At 54.3% G+C, this 21,051-nt stretch carries 17 protein-coding genes; 5 read left to right on the forward strand and 12 right to left on the reverse strand.

What is annotated here, in order from left to right; translation table 11 throughout:
- Positions 1-30: 30 nt before the first annotated feature.
- The 4 genes from ACSOSI_RS12960 (at position 31) to ACSOSI_RS12975 (ending at position 4,924) form a co-directional block, all read left to right on the forward strand.
- A complete protein-coding gene (locus tag ACSOSI_RS12960) occupies positions 31-1,332 on the forward strand; it encodes a serine hydrolase domain-containing protein (protein ID WP_476707229.1) in 1,302 nt (433 codons plus the stop codon).
- A gap of 99 nt (positions 1,333-1,431) precedes the next feature.
- Positions 1,432-2,121: a response regulator gene (locus tag ACSOSI_RS12965; protein ID WP_112349810.1), complete on the forward strand. Its 690-nt coding sequence runs from the start codon at positions 1,432-1,434 to the stop codon at positions 2,119-2,121.
- Between the two features lie 2 nt (positions 2,122-2,123).
- On the forward strand, positions 2,124-3,311 hold the full coding sequence (locus tag ACSOSI_RS12970) for a sensor histidine kinase (protein ID WP_112349811.1): 1,188 nt from the start codon (positions 2,124-2,126) through the stop codon (positions 3,309-3,311).
- 92 nt (positions 3,312-3,403) lie between these two features.
- On the forward strand, positions 3,404-4,924 hold the full coding sequence (locus ACSOSI_RS12975; RefSeq protein ID WP_476707230.1) for an alpha/beta hydrolase: 1,521 nt from the start codon (positions 3,404-3,406) through the stop codon (positions 4,922-4,924).
- 274 nt (positions 4,925-5,198) lie between these two features.
- Here ACSOSI_RS12975 and ACSOSI_RS12980 read toward each other — a convergent pair whose 3' ends face one another.
- The 3 genes from ACSOSI_RS12980 to ACSOSI_RS12990 form a co-directional block, all read right to left on the reverse strand.
- On the reverse strand, positions 5,199-6,119 hold the full coding sequence (locus ACSOSI_RS12980) for a LysR family transcriptional regulator (protein ID WP_476707231.1): 921 nt from the start codon (positions 6,117-6,119) through the stop codon (positions 5,199-5,201).
- A gap of 101 nt (positions 6,120-6,220) precedes the next feature.
- A complete protein-coding gene (locus tag ACSOSI_RS12985; protein ID WP_012145146.1) occupies positions 6,221-7,693 on the reverse strand; it encodes a pyridoxal phosphate-dependent decarboxylase family protein in 1,473 nt (490 codons plus the stop codon).
- Between the two features lie 5 nt (positions 7,694-7,698).
- Complete coding sequence (locus ACSOSI_RS12990; RefSeq protein ID WP_017892840.1) at positions 7,699-9,090, reverse strand: diaminobutyrate--2-oxoglutarate transaminase; 1,392 nt, start codon at positions 9,088-9,090, stop codon at positions 7,699-7,701.
- A 610-nt stretch (positions 9,091-9,700) separates the two neighbouring features.
- Here ACSOSI_RS12990 and ACSOSI_RS12995 point away from each other — a divergent pair.
- Entirely contained in the window at positions 9,701-11,575 is a 1,875-nt protein-coding gene (locus tag ACSOSI_RS12995; protein ID WP_476707232.1) for a diguanylate cyclase domain-containing protein, read from the forward strand.
- A 77-nt stretch (positions 11,576-11,652) separates the two neighbouring features.
- On the opposite strand, the gene ACSOSI_RS13000 is transcribed toward ACSOSI_RS12995, so the two are convergent.
- The 9 genes from ACSOSI_RS13000 to ACSOSI_RS13040 all read right to left on the reverse strand — a co-directional run bounded on the left by ACSOSI_RS13000 (position 11,653) and on the right by ACSOSI_RS13040 (position 21,046).
- Positions 11,653-12,159 carry a hypothetical protein gene (locus ACSOSI_RS13000; protein ID WP_017892842.1) on the reverse strand — a complete coding sequence of 169 codons (507 nt, stop codon included), beginning with the start codon at positions 12,157-12,159 and terminating at the stop codon, positions 11,653-11,655.
- 368 nt (positions 12,160-12,527) lie between these two features.
- A complete protein-coding gene (locus ACSOSI_RS13005) occupies positions 12,528-13,559 on the reverse strand; it encodes a HoxN/HupN/NixA family nickel/cobalt transporter (RefSeq protein WP_017892844.1) in 1,032 nt (343 codons plus the stop codon).
- A 1-nt stretch (position 13,560) separates the two neighbouring features.
- Positions 13,561-15,858, reverse strand: coding sequence for a carbamoyltransferase HypF (gene hypF / locus ACSOSI_RS13010; protein WP_476707233.1), 2,298 nt, complete (start codon positions 15,856-15,858; stop codon positions 13,561-13,563).
- A 99-nt stretch (positions 15,859-15,957) separates the two neighbouring features.
- Positions 15,958-18,114, reverse strand: a complete 2,157-nt coding sequence (fdhF, locus tag ACSOSI_RS13015; protein WP_012145152.1) for a formate dehydrogenase subunit alpha — start codon at positions 18,112-18,114, stop codon at positions 15,958-15,960.
- An 11-nt stretch (positions 18,115-18,125) separates the two neighbouring features.
- The gene (hydN, locus tag ACSOSI_RS13020; RefSeq protein WP_012145153.1) at positions 18,126-18,668 is read right to left on the reverse strand and encodes an electron transport protein HydN; all 543 of its coding nucleotides are present in this window, start codon (positions 18,666-18,668) and stop codon (positions 18,126-18,128) included.
- Positions 18,669-18,830: 162 nt separating this feature from the next.
- Entirely contained in the window at positions 18,831-19,301 is a 471-nt protein-coding gene (gene hycI, locus ACSOSI_RS13025) for a hydrogenase maturation peptidase HycI (RefSeq protein WP_012145154.1), read from the reverse strand.
- On the reverse strand, positions 19,294-19,710 hold the full coding sequence (locus ACSOSI_RS13030; protein ID WP_012145155.1) for a formate hydrogenlyase maturation HycH family protein: 417 nt from the start codon (positions 19,708-19,710) through the stop codon (positions 19,294-19,296). The genes hycI and ACSOSI_RS13030 overlap by 8 nt, the downstream gene beginning before the upstream one ends.
- Positions 19,707-20,504: an NADH-quinone oxidoreductase subunit B family protein gene (locus ACSOSI_RS13035; RefSeq protein ID WP_012145156.1), complete on the reverse strand. Its 798-nt coding sequence runs from the start codon at positions 20,502-20,504 to the stop codon at positions 19,707-19,709. The genes ACSOSI_RS13030 and ACSOSI_RS13035 overlap by 4 nt, the downstream gene beginning before the upstream one ends.
- Positions 20,501-21,046: a formate hydrogenlyase complex iron-sulfur subunit gene (locus ACSOSI_RS13040; protein ID WP_115184665.1), complete on the reverse strand. Its 546-nt coding sequence runs from the start codon at positions 21,044-21,046 to the stop codon at positions 20,501-20,503. The genes ACSOSI_RS13035 and ACSOSI_RS13040 overlap by 4 nt, the downstream gene beginning before the upstream one ends.
- Positions 21,047-21,051 lie beyond the last annotated feature (5 nt).

Here is a 21,051-nt window from a genome sequence, read left to right on the forward strand (position 1 = left end):
TGACTTATTTCTGATCGGGGAACATCAAAAATGAAAAAATGCACACTATCCTTAGTCGTTTCATTGCTGGTTGCCTCATCCGTCAATGCACAACCGTCAGTCTCCGTTATCGGGCTGGGTGACAAGGTTTCAACGGCGGGGAAAACTCGTGCTGAACTGGGCATTGATAAAAGTAACATGCTAAGTCCGGAAAATAACCGCTATGGCTTCAAGCATGTTGGTCAATTTATTCCCAACAAAACCATAGACACATTGGGTACGCCTGTTTATTTATTTAAACAAGGCCAACCAAAGTTAAACATCAACGAAGTGCATTTCGATTTTAAAGACCCGGTCACCGAAAAGGTGTCAAAGAAAACGGTCGCAGACATGTTGTATCAAACCCGCACGGATGCGTTTATTGTCATCAAAAATGGCGAAATACGTTACGAAAACTACTTCGATGGGCAAAATAGTCGCACCCGCCATTTGATGATGTCTGTGACCAAGTCTATAACCGGTATGCTGGCCGCCACGCTGGTTGCCGAAGGCAAGCTAAACCGCGACGCCAAGGTCACGGAGTATATCCCTGAGTTGAAAGACTCCGCTTACGGCGATGCTACGGTGGGTCAGGTGCTGGATATGACCGTCGGGGTAAAGTATTCGGAGGACTATACGGACCCCAATGCTGAAGTTTCCACTTATATCCGCATCCTGGGCCTGGTGCCTGACGTTGAAAATACCGGCGGGCCGATAACCATCCGCCAGTTCTTGACGACCCTGAAGAAGCAGGGCGCGCACGGCGACAAGTTCCACTACGTCACCCCGAACGCCGACGTGGTCTGCTGGCTCTCTGAACGCGCATCAGGCGAGCCGTTCGAAAAATTATTGTCAGACCGGGTGTGGTCTAAAATCGGCATGAGTCGGGATGCCTATGTGTTGGTCGATCAGGCTGGGACAGCGTCCTGTGGCGGCGGAATGAACGTCACAGCGATTGACATGGCGAAGATCGGTGAGATGTTATTAAACCAGGGGAAATTCAACGGCAAACAGATCCTGCCGGTCAAAGCGATAGAGGACATCACAGCCGGTGGCGATACCGCCACCTTTGCGAAAAGTGACGACGTGCAGGGACTGCCCGGCTGGAGTTACAAGGATCTGTTCTGGATCCGCAACAATGCACATCATGCCTATACCGCGATTGGGATTTACGGCCAATGGCTCTACATCGACCCAACATCGAAGGTCGTCATTGTTAAGCAATCCAGCTTGCCGCAAGCAGATAACGATGAGGTCGATGCTTATACCCGTGCCGGGTTCGACGCCATTATTAACCAGCTCGATAAACCATAACGCTGATTTAACCGGCTGCTGGCGACAATAGACGTCAGCAACCATAGTAAATGGCAAAGAGAACATTGCTCGTCATTATTAGTCAGGTTGGGAAACGTCATGGGCGACAAACGGGTTTTAATTATTGAAGATGACCGAGATGCGGCTCTGGTGCTGGAAGCCTACCTGCAAAGGGAACACTTTAACGTCTTAATCGCTGGGGATGGCTTACAGGGGATGGAGATGGCGCTGCGCTGGAAGCCGGATCTGATCTTGCTGGACGTGATGCTGCCCGGTATCAGCGGAACTGAAATTTTGAGCAGACTGCGGAAAAAAAGCGACACGCCGGTCATCATGATCACCGCTATGGGCGACGCAGCGGATAAAATCGGCGCACTTCGCTATGGCGCCGATGACTATATCGTTAAGCCCTACCACCCCGGTGAGGTGATGGCGCGGGTGCATGCGGTAATGCGACGTTATTTAGGACAAACCAGTACGACAGGGAGCCTTACTTTTGGCCCCTTGCAAGTCGATACCGAAGCCATGACGGCCTCTGTCGAAAGCGCCAACGGTGGAACACAGTTTCTCGAGCTGACTCGCACGGAGTTTAATCTGTTGTCAACCTTGCTGCGGGCGCCAACCAAAGCATTTTCACGACAGGATTTGTTGGAAAAGTGTTTGCCCGACAGTGACGCGATGGAGCGCGTGGTGGATACCCATATTTATAATCTGCGTAAAAAACTGGAAAATGTCGGCATTACCGGAGTGCTGCTCACCGTTCGGGCCATCGGCTACAGGTTTAGATAATCATGGATAAACCGGTCAAGCCGCCGTCGTTATGGCGTTGGATCTTACTACGTGTCCTGTCACTGGCCGTCGGCTGTGTGTTCATTATTGCCGGTTGCATGTGGCTTGCATATCGCCTGATTAATTTTTGGGTAATGCAGTCTATGCCTGAATCTATCCGACAAGAGGCACAGAAACTGTTTGCGGATCCGTACGTCAATATTTCACGTTATCATCAGTTGGTGGATACCTGGTATGGCGTAAATTACACGAATCCGGGCATCGTCACGATTGACTGGATGCTGCTCTGTTCCCTGCTTTTGGTAGCGATCCCGGCGATTGTGGTTCTTGGGTTGTACGCAGCCCGACCCTTGTCCCGTCAATTTATGCGTCTTGCGGTGACGGCAAGGGCAGTGTCTGAAGGGGTGTTTACCCAACGCGTCGGGTTGGAAAAAAAAGCACCGGCAGAACTTATCAAACTCACTAATGACTTTAATACAATGACGGAACGTCTTTCACTATACGAGCGTGAGCTGAAAGCCTCTCACGTGGCGATGGCTCACGAGCTGCGTTCTCCCTTAACCGCCGCCATCGGTCGGCTGCAGGGGATGATGGACGGTGTTTTCCCGCAGGAAACGCAACAGCTCGGTATGGTCATGAATCAACTTCATCATCTCAACCGACTGATTGACGATCTCTACCTGTTGTCTATGGCACAGGCCGGACAGTTGTCATTGGATAAATCACCGGTCGATATCGTGGAACTGCTAAGAGAACGCATCCTCTGGTTTAAACCGCAGGCTGAGCAGGCAGGGTTTATTTTTACGCTATTGCCACACGCCCCGGTGATCCTGCAGGTTGATCCTTACCGCATAGGACAAGCATTCATCATTATTATGGACAATGCCTTGCGCTATGCCAGAGAGGGGCGGTATCTGGCTATCCGCCTGAATGAAGAACCGGACCACTGGGTGATACGCTTTCGCGATTATGGCCCGGGCGTCAGCAGTGAGTTTATACCGCAAATGTTTGAACGTTTCGCCAGAGCGGATAACTCCAGGGCCAGGCACTCCGGCGGCAGTGGGTTAGGGCTTTCTATCGCCCGCGCCATCTGTGAGCTACACGGTGGGAGCCTGGTAGCCGAAGTCCATCCCGAGGGTGGGATGCTGTTCAAGCTTCGCCTGCCGATCAAAAAACACGTGTTTATTTAGTTTCTTAAATTTACCGCTGATGGTTTAGGTATATAACCAGGTCGTTAGCAAGTTACAGACTTAATTCTGCTTTATCTGACCGAGGTGGTGATGTGAGGTTGTTGAAAATAGCTTTTATTGTCGGCATGCTTTCCCCCTGTGCGGCTTTTGCCAGTGAGGGGGCAGCTCATCAGGTTAAGCCGATAAATTGGCAATCCTGTAATAATGGCCAATTTAATCCATGGTTCGACGGACAAGAAATTCCCGAGCGTCTGCAATGCGGTTATCTGGAAGCCCCGTTGTCCTATGCTGGCGATGAAGAGAATGAAACCGTCAAAATAGCGGTCACGCGTTTACCCGCGACCGGCGAAAAACAGGGCAGCCTGCTGTCTATTACCGGTGGCCCGGGAATGGCGGGGATAGTAGTTCCTTTCGAAGCGGACACGTTAAATGAAAATTTCGATATTATTGGCTATGACCCACGCGGTGTAGGGCAGTCCCGGCCCAAAATATCCTGCCCGGCACAGCCGGATAATGATACCGATGCTGAACCTGATACTCTGACGCTTGAGCAGCAAAATGCCGATTGGGTAAAAGGCTGTATTACTAACACCGGACTTAATGTATTAAAACATCTGGGTACCGATGAAGCGGTCAATGATGTGGATAGGCTTCGGGCGGCGCTGGGGGAAGACAAACTGAGTATTATCGGCTTATCCTACGGTACCCAGGTGGCGCAAATATATGCAGAACGCTTCCCGGATAAAGTGCAAGCCATGGTATTGGACGGCGTCGTCGACATCACGGAGGATGCTTACACCAGTGATTACAAACAGGCCCTGTCGTTCCAAAGAACCTTTGAGCAGTTTGCGCTCTATTGTGAGCAAAAAAACCAATGTCAGTTAAATAAAGCCAATGCCACGGAGATCTATCACGGGTTACTTAAAAAGGTGGATGAACTGGCGCTGACTGATAAAAACGGCGGGGAGGTCAACGCGGATAATATCGTGCGCGTTACCACCAGCACCCTGTATTCATCCGAGGATTGGCCTGCGTTGGCAAAACTGTTGCGCTCTATCGATAGCGAAAAATTCGACTTCAAAACGCTGGCATCATTGGATAATACCCTGAGTACGGAGGCAGTCCCCCAGCCAAGAGCCGCCCGCATGCCTGGTAATAACAGGGAATTGGACGATAAAAGCCAGGCAGATCAAGAAGCTGACAATTTAACGGTCATTTCCTGTGCGGACTCCGCCAATCCGGGGGGCGATCTGGAAAAGAGCCGGTTAAAAGAGCAAAAATTGCAGGAGGCTTCGGCATTCAGTAACTATCCCGGCAAGCAAGAATGGCCACGTAATATTTGCGATACCTGGCCCTTTAAAGGAAAGCTACAGCCGCATACGCCGGTAGCCTCATCCAAACTGCCGCCATTATTATTTGTCGCACAGCGTTTTGACCCGGCTACCCCTTATGAGGGAGCCAAAAAGATGGCAAAAGATTTTAATGCTCCGATCATTAAGGTAGAAGGGGACGGACATACCCTCGCACTTACCGGACTGAATCAATGTGTTGATGATGAGGTTATTGATTACTTTATTAACCCTGGGAAAATCAGGGCAAATAAAAACTGCTAGTGTTTATGAACAGCTAATATACAAAACCCAGGCTGTATTTGGTGTTATTGATATCTCTGGCCCGTTAATCGGGCCTTTTCGGTTTATTTAGTTACATAAGGTTAAATGTTTTAATTTGTTACGTTATTATTAGTATTCCGCTATGCAGTGCTTCGGTTGATTGGGCGTCATCGTTTTAATGTACTGCATAGTGGGCACTATTAAATCTGGCTTTATTCTTAAGTAATAAATCAATAATCCCCCCCCGGCACCGATGAATAATTTTCAGTACAACTCAATCATTTATCGTCGCGAAACGCTGTTTAACCACGCCTAACACCCATTGTCGCAGCCAACGATGGGCTGGATCGGCTTCTAAACGCGGATGCCACATTTGCGAAACGGTAATGCCCTGTGTTTTTACCGGCAGTTCAAACGCATAAAGTGTGGTGCCGACCGGTTGGTTGATCAGGAAAGAGGCGGGGACCAATGCCACTAAATCAGAGGCCTGAGCCACCGCCAGCGCGGCGGGAAAACTCGGTACCACTGCGGCCACCTTGCGTTCCAGTCCTAATTCGGTCAACGCCTGGTCTACTGGCCCGGTTAATAGCCCACGGCGCGAGGCAACCACATGACCACAGGCGGCATACTGTTGGGCCGTAATTTCGGTCTGCTGCTCAAACGGATGGCCTTTGCGGACTACCGCGACAAATCGGTCACGGAACAGGGTCTGTAATCGAATCTCCGGCCCCATTTCCCCCAGCACGCCAATCTCAAGATCGACCAATCCTTCGCGCAAATGGGTGGAGCTTTTCTCTGGCTTGGGGGCAAAACACAGGCGTACCAAAGGGGCTTCCTTTGCGGCTGCTGCGATCAGCACGGCGCCAAAGGCTTCGACAAAACCTTCGTTGGCGCGCAGGGTAAAGGTGCGTTCCAGAGTGGCTAAATTCAGTTCTGACACCGAGGGGCGCAATACCGCACGGGCTTCAAACACGGCGTTTTGCGTGCGCTCGCGTATCTCTTCGGCATAGGGCGTCAACACCATTTTGCGACCAGCGCGCACCAATAAGGGATCGCCGGTGACCGCTCGCAGGCGGCTAAGCGTGCGGCTCATCGCAGAGGCGCTTAATTTAAGACGGCGGGCAGCACCCGCGACGCTACCCAGGGAAAGCAGGGCATCGAGAGCAATCAGTAAATTAAGATCGGGATCTGTCATGTCGGGCATCCTGAGCAGGCAATAAGGGAAGGCGTCTGGTGCAAAAAAGCCGATAACCCGTAAAGGCTATCGGCTTTTGGCTGCCGGTCAGGGCAGGTGGATTAGGCGGCAGGCAACTGCTGCGCGGTTTTTTCCACCAGTGCCAGCAGGACTTTGATATCGTCCAGGCTGACCGTTGGGTTTAACAACGTCATTTTCAGGCAGGTTACGCCATTAAATTCGGTCACCCCAACGTTGGCACGTCCTGACTCCAGTAATGCATCACCAATTCGCTGGTTCAGCAGTGCTACTGCGGCATCGCTGCTGGCGGCTAATGACTGCGGACGGTAACGGAACAGCACACTGGCCAACTGTGGCTGCATCACCAGTTCCAGCGCCGGTTGGTCGCCGATATAGTGGGCAACCTGTTGCGCCAGCGTCACGCCGTGATCGATGATCGCAGCATATTGCTGTTGCCCTAATGCCTCCAGCCCCATCCACAGTTTTAACGCATCAAAACGGCGGGTGGTCTGCAAGGATTTGGACACCAGGTTAGGCACGCCCTGAGCTTCGTCGAATTCGGAATTCAGGTAAGCCGCCTGATAGCGCATCAGCTCATAGTGACGGGCTTCTTTCAGCAAGAAGGCACCGCAACTGATGGTCTGGAAGAACTGTTTATGGAAGTCCAGGGTAATGGAATCCACTAATTCAATGCCGTCCAGATAGTCACGGTACTTCTCGGAAAGCAGCAACGCGCCACCCCATGCCGCATCAACATGCACCCAGATCTGGTGTTCTGCCGCCAACTGCGCAATCGCACGCAGCGGGTCGATAGCTCCGGCATCGGTGGTGCCAGCGGTGGCGACGATCGCCAGGATCTGTTCGCCATTGGCCTGGGCTTGCGCCAGTTTTTCGGCCAGGTCGTTCACATCCATTCGTGCGAATTGATCGGTTTTCACCAGCGTCACGGATTGATAACCCAGGCCGAGCAACGCCATGTTCTTTTGCACCGAGAAATGGGCATTCTCAGAACATAAGACTTTAATCTTGCGCAGGTTACCGACCAGGCCATCCTGTTGCACAGAGTGGCCCTGTTTGGCGAAGAAGGCATCGCGAGCCAGCATCAGGCCCATCAGATTACTCTGGGTACCGCCGCTGGTGAACACGCCCGCATCGCCAGGCTGATAACCGACCTGGGTACGCAACCACTCGATCAGCTTCATCTCTATGATGGTGGCTGACGGGCTTTGATCCCAGGAGTCCATGCTCTGGTTGGTGGCGTTGATCAGCACTTCCGCGGCCTGGCTAATCACCAGGCTTGGGCAATGCAAATGCGCGACGCACTGTGGGTGATGCACCGACAGGCTGTCTTTTAAAAAGTACTCAATCGCGCGTTCGATCGCCGCCTGGTTGCCCAGGCCCTGCGGATTAAAATCAAGCGTAATGCGTTCACGCAATTCGGCAACGGTTTTCCCCTGATACATCTCGGGTTGTTGCAGCCACTGCACTACCGCCTGGCTGCTTTGCTCGATCGCTTGCTGGTAGGCTTCGGTGCTTTGCGCCGAAGCGGCCAGAATCGGGTTTAACCGGGACATCGAATTCACTCCATACCTACAGGCTTGACGCCGGCGGCTAACAGGGCCTGTTCAAATTTATCCAGGAAAATGCCCAGTTCGTCGTTGGTGATCAACAGCGAAGGCAGCAGACGCAGTACATTGCCGTTACGGCCGCCACGCTCCAGGATCAACCCGGCTTCGAAACATTTCTTCTGCAGCAGGGCAGACAATTGCGGGTCCGCCGGGTAACAACCCATATGATCTTGGGCTTCACCTGGTTTAACGATTTCCATGCCGATCATCAAGCCCAGGCCGCGCACGTGGCCAATGGCCGGATAACGTTTTTGCAGCTCGGCCAGTTTGGCTTTCAGCCATTCGCCTTGTGCGGCGACCTTAGCGGCCACGTTGTGGTCTTTAAGATGCTGCAGGGTAGTCAGGCCGGTGGCCATCGCCAGTTGGTTACCGCGGAAGGTGCCGGTATGGTGGCCAGGTTCCCAGGCGTCAAATTCTTTCTTGATACCCAGAACGGCCAACGGCAAGCCGCCGCCCACCGCTTTGGACATCACGATGATGTCCGGCTCAATACCGGCGTGTTCGAAGGCGAACAGTTTACCCGTACGGGCAAAGCCGGCCTGAACTTCGTCGATAATCAGCAGAATGCCGTGTTCCTGAGTGACCTTGCGAATGCGCTGCAACCATTCGACCGGCGCCGGGTTGACGCCGCCTTCACCCTGAACCGCTTCCAGGATGACTGCCGCAGGTTTGCGCACGCCGCTTTCGACGTCATTAATCAGGTTTTCAAAATAGTAGGTCAGTGCTTTAACGCCAGCTTCGCCGCCGATACCCAGCGGGCAGCGGTACTCATGCGGGTAAGGCATAAACTGGACTTCCGGCATCATGCCGTTAATCGCTTCTTTCGGTGACAGGTTGCCTGTAACCGCCAGCGCGCCATGGGTCATGCCATGATAGCCGCCGGAGAAGCTGATCACGCCAGAACGGCCGGTGTGCTTTTTCGCCAGTTTCAGAGCGGCTTCAACCGCGTCTGCGCCCGAAGGGCCACAGAACTGCAGGCAGTATTCCTGGCCCTGTCCTGGCAATAAAGAGAGCAAATAAGCTGAGAACTGATCTTTCAACGGCGTTGTAAGATCGAGGGTATGTAACGGCAAGCCGCTGGTAATGACATTTTGGATGCTTTGGAGGATGTCAGGATGGTTATGACCCAGAGCCAGCGTACCCGCACCAGCCAGGCAATCAAGATATTGATTATTCTCAACATCGGTGATCCACACGCCTTGGGCTTTCGCAATTGCCAACGGCAATTTACGGGGGTAACTCCTGACATTCGATTCAAATTCGGCTTGTCTCGCCAAATATGTTTCGTTGTTTACATTTTCTAAATTCACACCGAAATTATCAATACGGACTTTATCCGTCATCATATCTCTCCTACAACTGGGGGTATCAGTAACGCCCTAGTTGAATTATTAAAATGAATAAGTAACTACCGTGAAAAAACGCGCCCAATATATGGCTTTTTACCCCCCGGCTCAATAGTTATTTAGCCGCATAAAATTTAATGTTTTTTCTATTAAAAACAATAAATTGCTGGTTTATTGGCCAATAATCCCGTCGTATGGCCGTGCCAGGGGAGTTGACAAGGCACGTAAAGCTACCGCAATAAAAGTAGGGCTACTGGCCCAATGCATTTATTTTGCTGACAATTTTCTGATTGTCGCCGGGTTGACGCCTGGGTGTTTTTTAAGCAACAACTTATTATAAATAAATCGTTGCTTAGAAATTAACCGACTTAAGGCTGGCATACACAGAAGAAAAGCAGGGTCTATGGTCGTTGAACTTAAATATCGAGGGTTTTATTGACGTTTAGTCGGCATGATTAATTCCTCCCAAGGGTCAGTAAAACCAGCAGAACCGTCTAAGCTGAATGAAATAAGTCATTTACGGTGCGGTGTTAAGCCATTAAAGGTAACGGCTAGCCATGCAGGTTGTGAATCAGCATCGCCCAAAAAGGATAAGCCGGAGTAACCTATGTACGAACCCTGTTTTCCAGAAAATGAAACCGAACGGCTGTCGGTTCTGCATTCACTCAACGTACTGGACACGAATTCGGTAGAGAAATTAGACCGGGTCACGCGCCTGGCCGCCAAATATTTTGGCGTCAGTATTGCCCTGATTTCCTTGATCGATCGTGAGCGCCAATGGTTCCTTTCTCGCTCGGGTTTGGAGGCACGGGAATCGCCACGCAATATTTCGTTTTGCGGACACGCCATTTTGCAACGTGATGCGTTGGTGGTGCCGGATACCGCGGCCGATCCACGTTTCTTCGACAACCCCTTGGTCACCGGCGGGCCAAAAATCGGTTTCTATGCCGGGCAACCCTTGTTGTCTCTGGATGGTCTGCCGCTGGGTACCCTGTGCATTATCGACGGTCACCCACAGGCGTTCTCTTCAGAGATGGTGCATGATTTACGCGATTTTGCCGCCGTTATCGAAGAGTATTTGCACAGCATTGAGCGTGATATTTATACCGAGGATCTGAAATCAAACCTGCAACGTAGCGAAGCCTTATTTGAACAGACCTTTTCACAAGCGGCAGTGGGCATGGCCCTGGTCTCACTAGAGGGATATTGGCTGCGGGTGAATCCGCGGCTCTGTGAGATGTTGCAGTACTCTGAACGGGCACTGCTGGAGCGTACCTTCCAGGACATCACCTATCGCGAAGACCTGCACAACGACCTCGGGCTGCTGCACCAGTTATTGGCCAATGAAATAGACACCTATTCGATGGAAAAGCGCTATATCCGCGCTGATGGCTCAAGGATTTGGGTTCAGCTTACCGTGTCGCTTAATCGCTTGCCCAATGGTGAGCCCCATCATTTTATCTCGGTTATTGTCGATATCAGCGAGCGCAAAGCGGCAGAGGCCGACCTCTACACTCTGCAACATGAGCTCGAAGACAGGGTAGTGACACGTACCCGTGAGTTGAATTTTGCCGTTAATAAACTCAATCACGAGATTGCCAATCGGGCACTCACCGAGCTGCAACTGAGTAGTGAAAAAGAACGCCTGCGGGCCATTACCGATAATATGCCGGCCTTGATCAGCCAGATCGACGCCAATGAGCGTTATCTGTTTGCCAACAGCGCCTACAAAAGCTGGTTCGGTCTGGATGAATCTCACCTCAGCGCGATGACCGTACAGGCATTTATGGGCGACGAGGCTTATGCCGCAGCCAAGCCTATGATCGAGCGGGCGTTAAAGGGGGAAACCGTCAGTTTTGAGAACGAACTGCAAACGCGCCAGGGGACAGCGATCATTCATAACACCCTGGTACCCAGCGAAACCCGGGGCTTTTATATTCTTTCCATGGATATTACCGAGCTTAAACGTTTGCAGCGGCGGTTAGAGTACGACGTTTCTCATGACATGCTGACCGGGTTAACCAATCGGCGGGCTTTCTTGCTCCGGTTAGGCGCGACGCTGCAGGCTTGTTGCCCACAACAGCAGATGGCGTTGCTGTTTATAGATCTTGATGGTTTCAAAACGCTTAACGACAGTTTTGGCCATGATTTCGGCGATCTTATCCTGAAAACCTTCGCCGAATTACTCAGTGTCTGTGCCGGGCCTCATCACAGCGTTTCGCGCCTCGCCGGCGATGAGTTTACTGTCATTCTCTGGCCTTTGGCGCATCCGCAGCTGCAGGTCAGCGCGTTTTGCGAGAGCGTGTTGGCCAGGTTGGCGGCGACGGAACGGGTCGGTAATCAAAACGTGAGACTCTCTGCCAGTATCGGTGCAGCCATTACTTCTGGCGACGATATGAGCGCCGAAGCCCTGCTGACCAAAGCAGACGATGCCATGTATCAGGCCAAATCCGCCGGCAAAGGGACCTATGCCATCCGTTAATGCGAGCCTGCGCTGGTGGCAGCCCAACCAAGGAGAGCTGGGCTGCCGTTAAAGGCAATCAATGTGCCAAGCCGTCTTCAAAGTAATTCAGTGATAATAACCTCGACCACATTGGGCAGGTTCACGGGTTTTACTGAAAAAAGCGAATTAAAGACGTCGGCATTGCCGCCTTTGGTCTCTGCGTATTGATGCCAACGTTGATTTAAAACAGCGTGTTCAAATGAGGTGACGATGCGTACGGTGTGGTTAAGGTAGGTCTGGATAACATAAGAGGTGTCTGAAGAGAAATAAATGCAGCATGCGTGAGTGTAATCCCAGTCATTGTAGTTGAGCAGTATATTAACCAGATCGCCATTCTTATATTTTTTAAGTTCGTCTCCGGTCAGGTTATTGACGTTGATTCTGTACATTTTATCCGTGTCTTTTCCTCCGGCCTTTTCATAAACGGCTCCTGCAAAAGGGACGCAACCAATTGACCCGTCAGTAGTTTTATCAGAGTTTAAATTAGCGATTCTTATTGCGGAGTGAAGTTCTTCTAACGCCGCATTGATGGCATTAGTCATCTGTGTTTTATCAATGGACATAATATCACCTATATTAATAAGTTATGATTGGATATTGCCTGTAGCTCGGACGTGGCGAGTAACATGCGAATGCTGTTTTAAAATGGAATATTAATGGCTAACAAAGATGGCGACTAACTTTAGTTTTATTTAGTCGCGAGTGAGTTGCAACAGTAATAAACATAGTCTGAATCTCAATGGTACGTCATTTTTTCTTAAGTGTTTTTTATTGAAATTTTTGGTTATTTAAATAACTCATTGTTATTGGTTGATAAAGATAATATGCGGGGCAGGTTGATTAATATCCTGGGTTATAATATTAACTGAAAGGATTTAATAACCAATGCAGTGTTTTTTACCGGCAGCCTCGGTGGCTGCCGGTAAGGGGACTAGAGGGTCAGCGAGTCATAGTTTTTGCGGCGGTAATTCAGCGCGGACAACGCCCACAGCACCACAAATAATGCGATAGCGGCGTAACCCACGCTGCCCATATGGTCATTGAGGACTTCAACACCGCGCCACAGCCCGCCTTGTAACCCAAGTTTGTCGACCAACAACCCCAAACCTTCCAGGCCACCGATCACCAGTGCAATAGCCACGCTGGTGGCGGTAATAGTCATGTTGTAATACAGCTTGCGGATCGGTTTATTGAAGGCCCAGCCATAAGCGCCGACCATCACAAAATTATCCAGCGAGTCAATCAACGCCATGCCGCTGGCGAACAGCAACGGGAACAGCATAATCGACCAGACCGACAGGCCGGAAGTGGCACCGGCCGCGGAGATGCCCAACAGGCCGACTTCGGTGGCGGTGTCAAAACCCAGGCCAAATAAAAAGCCAACCAGATACATATGCCAGCTTTTATTCACCAGATTAAAAGCGAAGCGATACAGACGTGTCATCACGCCGCCGCTACCGTTAACCAGCAGGGCCACATCTTGTTCAACCAGTTTTTCCCCGCGTTTCACCTGGCGGAAAATTCGGTAAACATCGCGGAAAATCAGCCAGTTCAACAGCGCCATGGCCAACAGGAACAGCGATGAAATTAGCGTGCCCAGTGTCGCGCCGTACTGATGCAGCCAGCCAATACGATCGCCAAATGCCAATGAAGTGGCGGCAATGGCGATGCAGGCCAGGATCACAATGCTGGAGTGGCCCAAAGAGAAGAATGCGCCGACGGAAACCGGGCGCTGGCCTTGCTGCATCAGTTTGCGGGTGACGTTATCAATAGCGGCGATATGATCGGCATCTACCGCATGACGCAGCCCGTAGCCGTAAGCCAGCAAAGCGGCAGCGATTAACGCCGGGTAGTGATGGAATGCGGCAAAAGCCGCTCCCCAGGCCAACAGGTTTAGCGCCACCAGCGCCAGTAATAGCCAAAAGGCGCGGGTATGGGTGCGGAAAAACTCGCGGTTTACCATGTCAGGTCCTGTCAAAGGTGGAAGAAGAAGCCGGAGAATGTTGGGCGCAAGCGACCAGCGCCTGGCCCAGCGCCAGCCCGCCATCACCTGCAGGCAGTTGCTGTGGCAGCAGTATCTGCAAAGGGGCCAGATGGTGCTGCAGGCGTTGACGCAGCAGGCGGTTATGCAGCACACCGCCGCTCAACGCCACATGGCCAATGCCATACTGCAGGGCAAAATGCTTGGCCAGACTGGCAAAACCCTGCGCCAGCGCATCGTGAAAGGCCCAGGCCTGTTGCGGGGCGGGCGCTTGCCAGGCCAGCCAGCGTTGCCAGAACGCGGCAAGATCAAATTGCTCGTCTGTTAGTGACAATGTCACCGGGTGTGGGCAAGGCCCACTTTGGTGCGCCAGCGCCTCAAACCGGCTGGCCGCTTCGCCTTCCCAACTTTGCTGTGTCGGGGCACAGCCCAGGGTGGCGGCGGCAGCATCAAACAAGCGGCCACAGGAGGAGGCCAGCGGGGCATTAATACCGGCCTTAATCGCTTGCAGCAACGGTCGCCATGGGGAAGCCAACAGCCGTTCGGCCTGAGGGTAGCTTTGCCAGTCCGGTACGAAGCGCGCGAAGTGCGCCAACTGATTGCGCCAGGGTTGCTGAGCCGCAAGATCGCCACCGGGCAGCGCCACCGCGGGCAATCCCCCCAGATGACGACAGCGGCGGTAATCAACCAGCAGACACTCGCCGCCCCACAGGGCGCCGCCCTGACCATAACCGAGACCATCCAGCGCCAGGCCGATCACGGCACCGCCTTCCAGTGGCCAACGGTGCTCGGCCAGACAAGCGGCCAGATGCGCATGATGATGCAGCACCGGGGTCACCGGCAGTGACTGCCGGGCCGCCCATTGGTGGCTGACATAACCGGGATGGGCATCGCTGGCCAGCCGTTGCGGCTGGCAATGGTATAAACCGGTGAAGTGCCTGATGGCCTGTTGCCACTGCTGCCGAATATCCTCTTGCTCCAAATCGCCAAAGTGCGGGCCGAGCAGGGCCTGATTTCCCTGAACCAGGCAAAAGGTATTTTTGCGATCGCCGCCCACCGCCAACAGGGGCTGCTGAGCAGGGAAGCCGGGCGGCAGCGGCAGGGCGTCGGGAACGAACCCGCGCGCCCGGCGCAGCATTTCATGGCCTTTGGGGAGCAAACGCACCAGCGAGTCGTCTGCGCGTTGCAAGATCTCGCGATCGTGCATCAGCCACAGATCGGCAATGTCGACCAAATCAGCCAATGCCTGCTCATTGGTTAACGCCGGAGCACGGCCAGCGGCATTGCCTGAGGTCATCACCAGGGGGCGCTGTATCGCCTGCATCAATAAATGTTGAATCGGGTTGGCGGGTAACATCAGGCCAACTTCATCCAACCCCGGAGCCACGGCGGCAGACAGCGGCGAGTAAGGGGATTGGGGGACCAGCACCACAGGCGCGGCGGGTGAAGTTAACAATGCCTGTAATTGCGCCAGGCTAACGCCACTTACGCAGCGTACCAGCCAGCCGGCATCAGGCAGCATCACCGCCAGTGGTTTGCCCGGCCGCCGTTTACGCAGGCGCAGCCGTTCGACGGCCTGAGTGTTGGTGGCATCGCAAGCCAGATGAAAACCGCCCAGGCCTTTGATCGCCACAATCTGCCCGGCAGCCAACGCAGCAACGGCCTGTTGCAGCGCTTCATCCCCCTGATGCTGCGGCTGCCCTGGCGCCAGACAGCTAAACAGCTGTGGGCCGCAATCACTGCAGGCCACCGGTTGGGCATGAAAACGTCGGTCCTGCGCAGAATGATATTCCCAGGCGCAGTGCGGACAGAGGGTGAAGGGCGCCATGCTGGTTGCCGGACGATCGTATGGCATGGCGCGAATAATGGTAAAGCGCGGGCCGCAATGGGTGCAGTTGATAAAGGGATAACGGTAACGCCGATCCTGCGGATCGTTCATTTCCTGCAGACACTGTGGGCAGGTCGCGGCATCCGGCACGATCTGGGTTGCCATGGCGCCACTTTGGCTGGGGCGGATACTAAAATCGGTGGGGGCTTGCAACCAGGTAAACGAGCGCTGCTGAATGCGGTCGATTTGTGCCAACGGTGGCGCCTGGTGATGTAACACGTGCAGGAGTATCTCAAGATCGACAGGTTGCACCAGGCGAATTTCCACCCCGGCGCTGTCGTTCCAGACTTCACCACGCAGGTTGAGCTGTTCGGCCAGTTGCCAGACAAAAGGCCGGAAGCCGACGCCCTGTACCTTGCCGCTGATGCGCAGCAGTAATCCTGAATGGGACACTTTTTATTACTCTCTGTGGTTTTTGTAGGGGCGCTGTATGCTGCGCCCGGGTGAATCGGGGCGAATTTCTTCGCCCCTCTACAAAGTGACAGTGCAACTTTACATCACATCTTCTGCTGCGCGACGCAGGCGGGCCTTCATATCGCTGTAGCTCTGTTGCGCGTAGTTTTCCGCCCAGTGCTGATCGCTAATTGCCGCCAGTTTTACCGCGCAGTATTTGGTTTCCGGCGTTTTGGAGATCGGATCCAAATTCTCCTGAGTCAGCTCGTTACAGGCACCAATCCACCACTGGTAGGTCATATACACCGCGCCCAGGTTAATACGCTCGTTATAGTTGGCACGGCTGATCACCTTGCCACGGCGTGAGCTGACCCACACCAGTTGCTGATCGGCAATACCCAACGCTTCGGCGTCCTGCGGATTGATCTGCACAAAGCCGGGTTCATCCGCCAGGGTTTGCAGCGCGGCACAGTTGCCGGTCATAGAGCGGCAGGAGTAGTGGCCGACTTCACGCACGGTACAGAGCACCAGCGGATAATCTGCATCCGGCACTTCCGCCGGAGCACGCCAGGTGGTGGCGAACAGCTGGCCTTTACCGGTCGGGGTGGTGAACTGGTTGCCCTGATACAGGTAAGGAGTGCCCTGACTTTCCAGCGTGGTACAAGGCCATTGCACATGGCCCAGCTCACCCATTTTTTCGTAGGTGGCCCCATAAAACAGCGGGCAAAGCTCACGCATTTCATCCCAGATTTGCTGGTTATCGTCGTAATGCATCGGATAGCCCATCTCGGTGGCCAGTAGGCTGATGATCTCCCAGTCGCGTTTGACGTTGTACTGCGGTTCAATGGCCTTCTCGAAACGCTGGAAGCCGCGATCGGCGCAGGAGAACACGCCGCCATGCTCACCCCAGGAGGTGGCTGGCAGGATCACATCGGCCTGTTCAGCGGTTTTGGTCATAAAGATGTCTTGCACTACCACAAACTCCAGCGCTTCGAACGCGCCGCGCACCAGGCTCAGATCGGCTTCGGTCTGTAACGGATCTTCCCCCATGATGTAGTAGGCCTTCACTTTGCCTTCGTGCACCAAATGCGGGATCTCGGTGATGCGGTAACCGACTTCCGGGTCCATCCTGGCGGCGTCAATGCCCCAGGCGGCGGCGAACTTGGCGCGTACCGCGGCGTCGGTGACGGCCTGATAACCTGGGAACTCATTAGGCAGCACGCCCATGTCGCAGGCACCCTGAACGTTGTTCTGCCCACGCACCGGGCCAACTCCCACGTTGGGCCGGCCCAGATTACCGGTCAGCAAGGCCAGGCTGGCGAGCCCTTTGACCACGTCGACCGCCTGACCGAACTGGGTGACTCCCATGCCCCACATGATGGTGGCGGAAGGGGCACTGGCGTAGGTGCGCATCGCCTGGCGAATTTGCTGGGCGCTGACGCCGGTCAGCTGTTCTACCGCTTCCGGTGCGTAATCCGCTAACTGCTGGCGGTAAGCCTCGAAACCTTCGGTGTATTTCGCCACGTAGTCGCGGTCATACAGGTTTTCTTCAATCAGCGTATAGGCGAAGGCATTCACCAGCGCCATGTTACAGCCGTTCTTGATCTGCAAATGCTGGTCGGCAATGCGCGCGGTTTCGATACGGCGCGGGTCGCAGACGATAATTTGCGCGCCTTTCTCTTTGGCCTTCAGCACCCGGCGAGCCACGATAGGATGCGAATCGGCACAGTTGTAACCGATGACCAGCAGGCATTTGGAGTTTTCGATATCGCCAATCGAGTTGCTCATCGCGCCGTTGCCCAGCGTGGCCTGCAAACCCGCTACCGACGGGCCATGGCAGACGCGGGCGCAGCAGTCGACGTTGTTGGTGCCGACGACCGCACGGGCAAACTTCTGCATCACGTAGTTGGTTTCATTGCCGGTACCGCGTGAAGAGCCGGTGTGCATGATGGCGCTGGCGCCGTGTTTATCCTTGATCTGCTGTAGCCGCTGCGCGGTGTAGCTAATGGCCTCATCCCAACTGACGGCCTCAAACTTGCCGCCTTTTTCACGGCGGATCAGTGGCTGGCTCAGACGTGGGGTCAGCAGTTTGGTGTCGTTGAGAAAGTCCCAGCCGTAATAGCCTTTCAGGCACAGTTCGCCCTGATTGGTCACGCCGTCAGCCGCCTCGGCGCGGATGATTTTTCCGTTGTCGACCACCAGTTTCATTTTGCAGCCTGCACCGCAGTATGGGCAGACGGTTGTGATTTTTTTCATCGGTTCAGTTCCTAAAACAGTGACGACAGGGTATCGAGCGCGGCGCGACGGCGTTTCTCGGCGTTCATTTCTTGCAGCATGTTGCGATCCACACAGTGCAACGCATTGGTCGGGCAGGTTTGCATACAGGCCGGGCCGCTATCACGACCGATGCACAGGTCGCATTTATGGGCTTCGGCTTTCTCGGTGGTGGCACTCATCACGGCGCCGTTCTGGCGGACAACCGGGCGGGTGATCACTTCCATCGCGCCGTAGGGACAGGCCACCACGCAGGTTTTGCAGCCGATGCAGCGCTCCTGCATCACCAGCACCATGCCGTTGGTACGGCTAATCGCCCCATTGGGGCAAACGTTGGAGCAAGGCGCGTCTTCACACTGGCGGCACAGCACGGCAGTGCTGACGTTAACGCCTTTGATCACATGCAGCCGTGGGGCGAAGCTGGCGGCGTTGAGCGCTGAAATATCCTGGTTTTCGCTGTGTGCCATCACGCAGGCAATTTCACAGGTACGGCAGCCGATGCATTTCTTGGGATCGGCGATGATAAACCGGTTCATCAATAACTCCTGAGTTACCCTTCATCCGGGTATGACTATGGATAGGTTGTGCCTTGGGTTACGCATAAAGCGTGCCAACCCTGAAAATCAAATAAAAGCAGAGGGTTAGCCTGATGCTGACGAAGTGACCGACGGCATCTCGACACAAATGACGATGCGGCGTCAGACATTCGTCACCACCAGTGGCGGGTAACCGCCATTTATTGGCCAGTCATGTAGCCGCTGGTGCAGGGTGGTCACCGCACGGCGTACCGCGGCGCCGATCGGGTAGTAAAACGCCACCACCTCAGGCTGAATGCCGATAAAGGTGATTTCCGGCACCGTTTCGCGCAGTTGGTCGATCAGGAAATTCAGCGGCAGGTTATGGGTGGTCATGATGAACATATCGGCAATGTCTTTTTCATCGATCACCCGGGTTTCTCCCGCAGCCAGCCCCATGTCGGTGGCATCGACAATCACCAGCCGCGCAGGGCGCAGTTCACGGATATGCCCAATGTCATTTTCCGGTGCGGCTCCGCCGTCGATCACCGTCCAGCCGGCGGGGGGATTGCCGGCACAGAGCTCCGCCAGTAGCGGGCCGGCGCCGTCATCGCCCATCATGCAGTTGCCCACACACAATAAAACGTCAGTCATCATGCCTCCGGACCATCAGGTAGATGGCGGGTTCGTTTTCAATCGACTGCAGCAGGGCGATCAACTGTTGGCTCCAGTCTTGCTGTTGGGGGTTCATTTGCGGGGCGGCAGCGCTTAACGCGGTGGCCAGCAGGTGGGTATGGCTACTGTCGATACAGATTTCACCGAAGCGATCGACCCCTTCCAGCTTGCGCCGGGCGGTGCTGGCCGCGGGCAGTTGTTCTACCCAGGCGCGGAAACCGGCCAGCGGGCAGCTGAGTTTGGCTTCCAGACAGTCGATGACGCCCAGATGGTGGCCAATCGCCAGGCTGTAATAGATCACCTCTTGGGCTTTGGGTGGGGCCTTTTTCTCTTGCACGAATTTGCGGCTCAGGGAGTAGAACACCACCTGGGCATGGGAGTGGCTCATAGTCGCAGTTCCCCCCGCAGTACCCGTTGATAGATCCCCAGCAGATTGCCGACAATCTCGCTTAAACGCATATCGTCCTGCTGTTGCAGGTAAGCGCTAATGCGCTGTTCGACCGGCAATGGGCTGTCTGCGGCCAACAGTTGCATAAACTGGTCGGCGATCTGGCGGCCATAGCGATAACCGGCCATCCGCCGGGCTTCGCGATCCAGCAGCACCCGCAGCGGCTGAGGTAATGCCGGGTGCAACAGGCGGGTGGCCTCGCCCTGGGTTTCGTCATGCTGACGGCCTTTGATTTTCTGATCCAACAGGCCGAGTGCCATGGCAAAGCCATAAATGGTGGCGGCCGGCGTCGGGGGGCAGCCGGGGATATAGACATCAACCGGTACGATGCGATCGGTGCCGCCCCATACGCAGTAGAGATCGTGGAAAATGCCACCGCTGTTGCCGCAGGCACCGTAAGAGATGCTGATTTTCGGATCGGGTGAAGCCTGCCAGGCGCGGATCGCCGGGATACGCATGGCGCGGGTGACCGCCCCGGTAAACAGCAAAATATCGGCATGGCGTGGTGAAGGAACCACTTTGATACCGAAGCGTTCGGCGTCGAACAACGGGGAAACGGCAGCGAAAATCTCAATTTCGCAGCCATTGCACCCGCCGCAGTCCACGCGATAAACATAGGCCGAGCGGCGGATATCCTGCAGTAAGGTGGTTTTCAGCTTGGCGATACTTTCGTCGAGGGTGATCGGCACCGGCAGGCCATTTTCGTCGCGTGGGCCAATCAGTGGCGGATTCATGAGATGATCTCCCGGGTCAAATGGCGGCCAACGTCTATGCGATCGGCCTGAGTCAGGTTTTGCTGCTGTTTACACGCCGGGCAGGTTTCAAACTGCGTACGGCGCGTGGCGGTTTCTGTACTGCTTAGCCCGAGCAGCGCCATGGCATAGTCAATTTCCTTCTGCGACGCATAGGCTTTGCCGCATTGACGGCAATGGCAGATGGCAAAGTCGGCCTGCTCGTATAAGTCTTCTTTACGCCACACTGCCAGCTCGAACTGCTGTGAAAGCCGGATGGCGGCGGTGGGGCAAACTTCTTCACAGCGGGCGCAGAAGATGCAGCGCCCGAGAAACAGCTGCCAGCGCACCGTGCCGCGGGGCAGATCGGTGGTCATACTCAACGCATTGGATGGGCAAGCGTTGGCGCAGGCCCCACAGGCAATACATTGCTGTGGGTTGTATTCGGGCTTGCCACGAAAGTTGGGGTCTACAACCAACGGCTGGCTCGGATAGGCGACGGTGGCCGGGCCGGTTTTCAGCACTTTTTTAATCAGTTTCAGCATGATGG

This window comes from Serratia sp. AR11 (assembly GCF_056376275.1).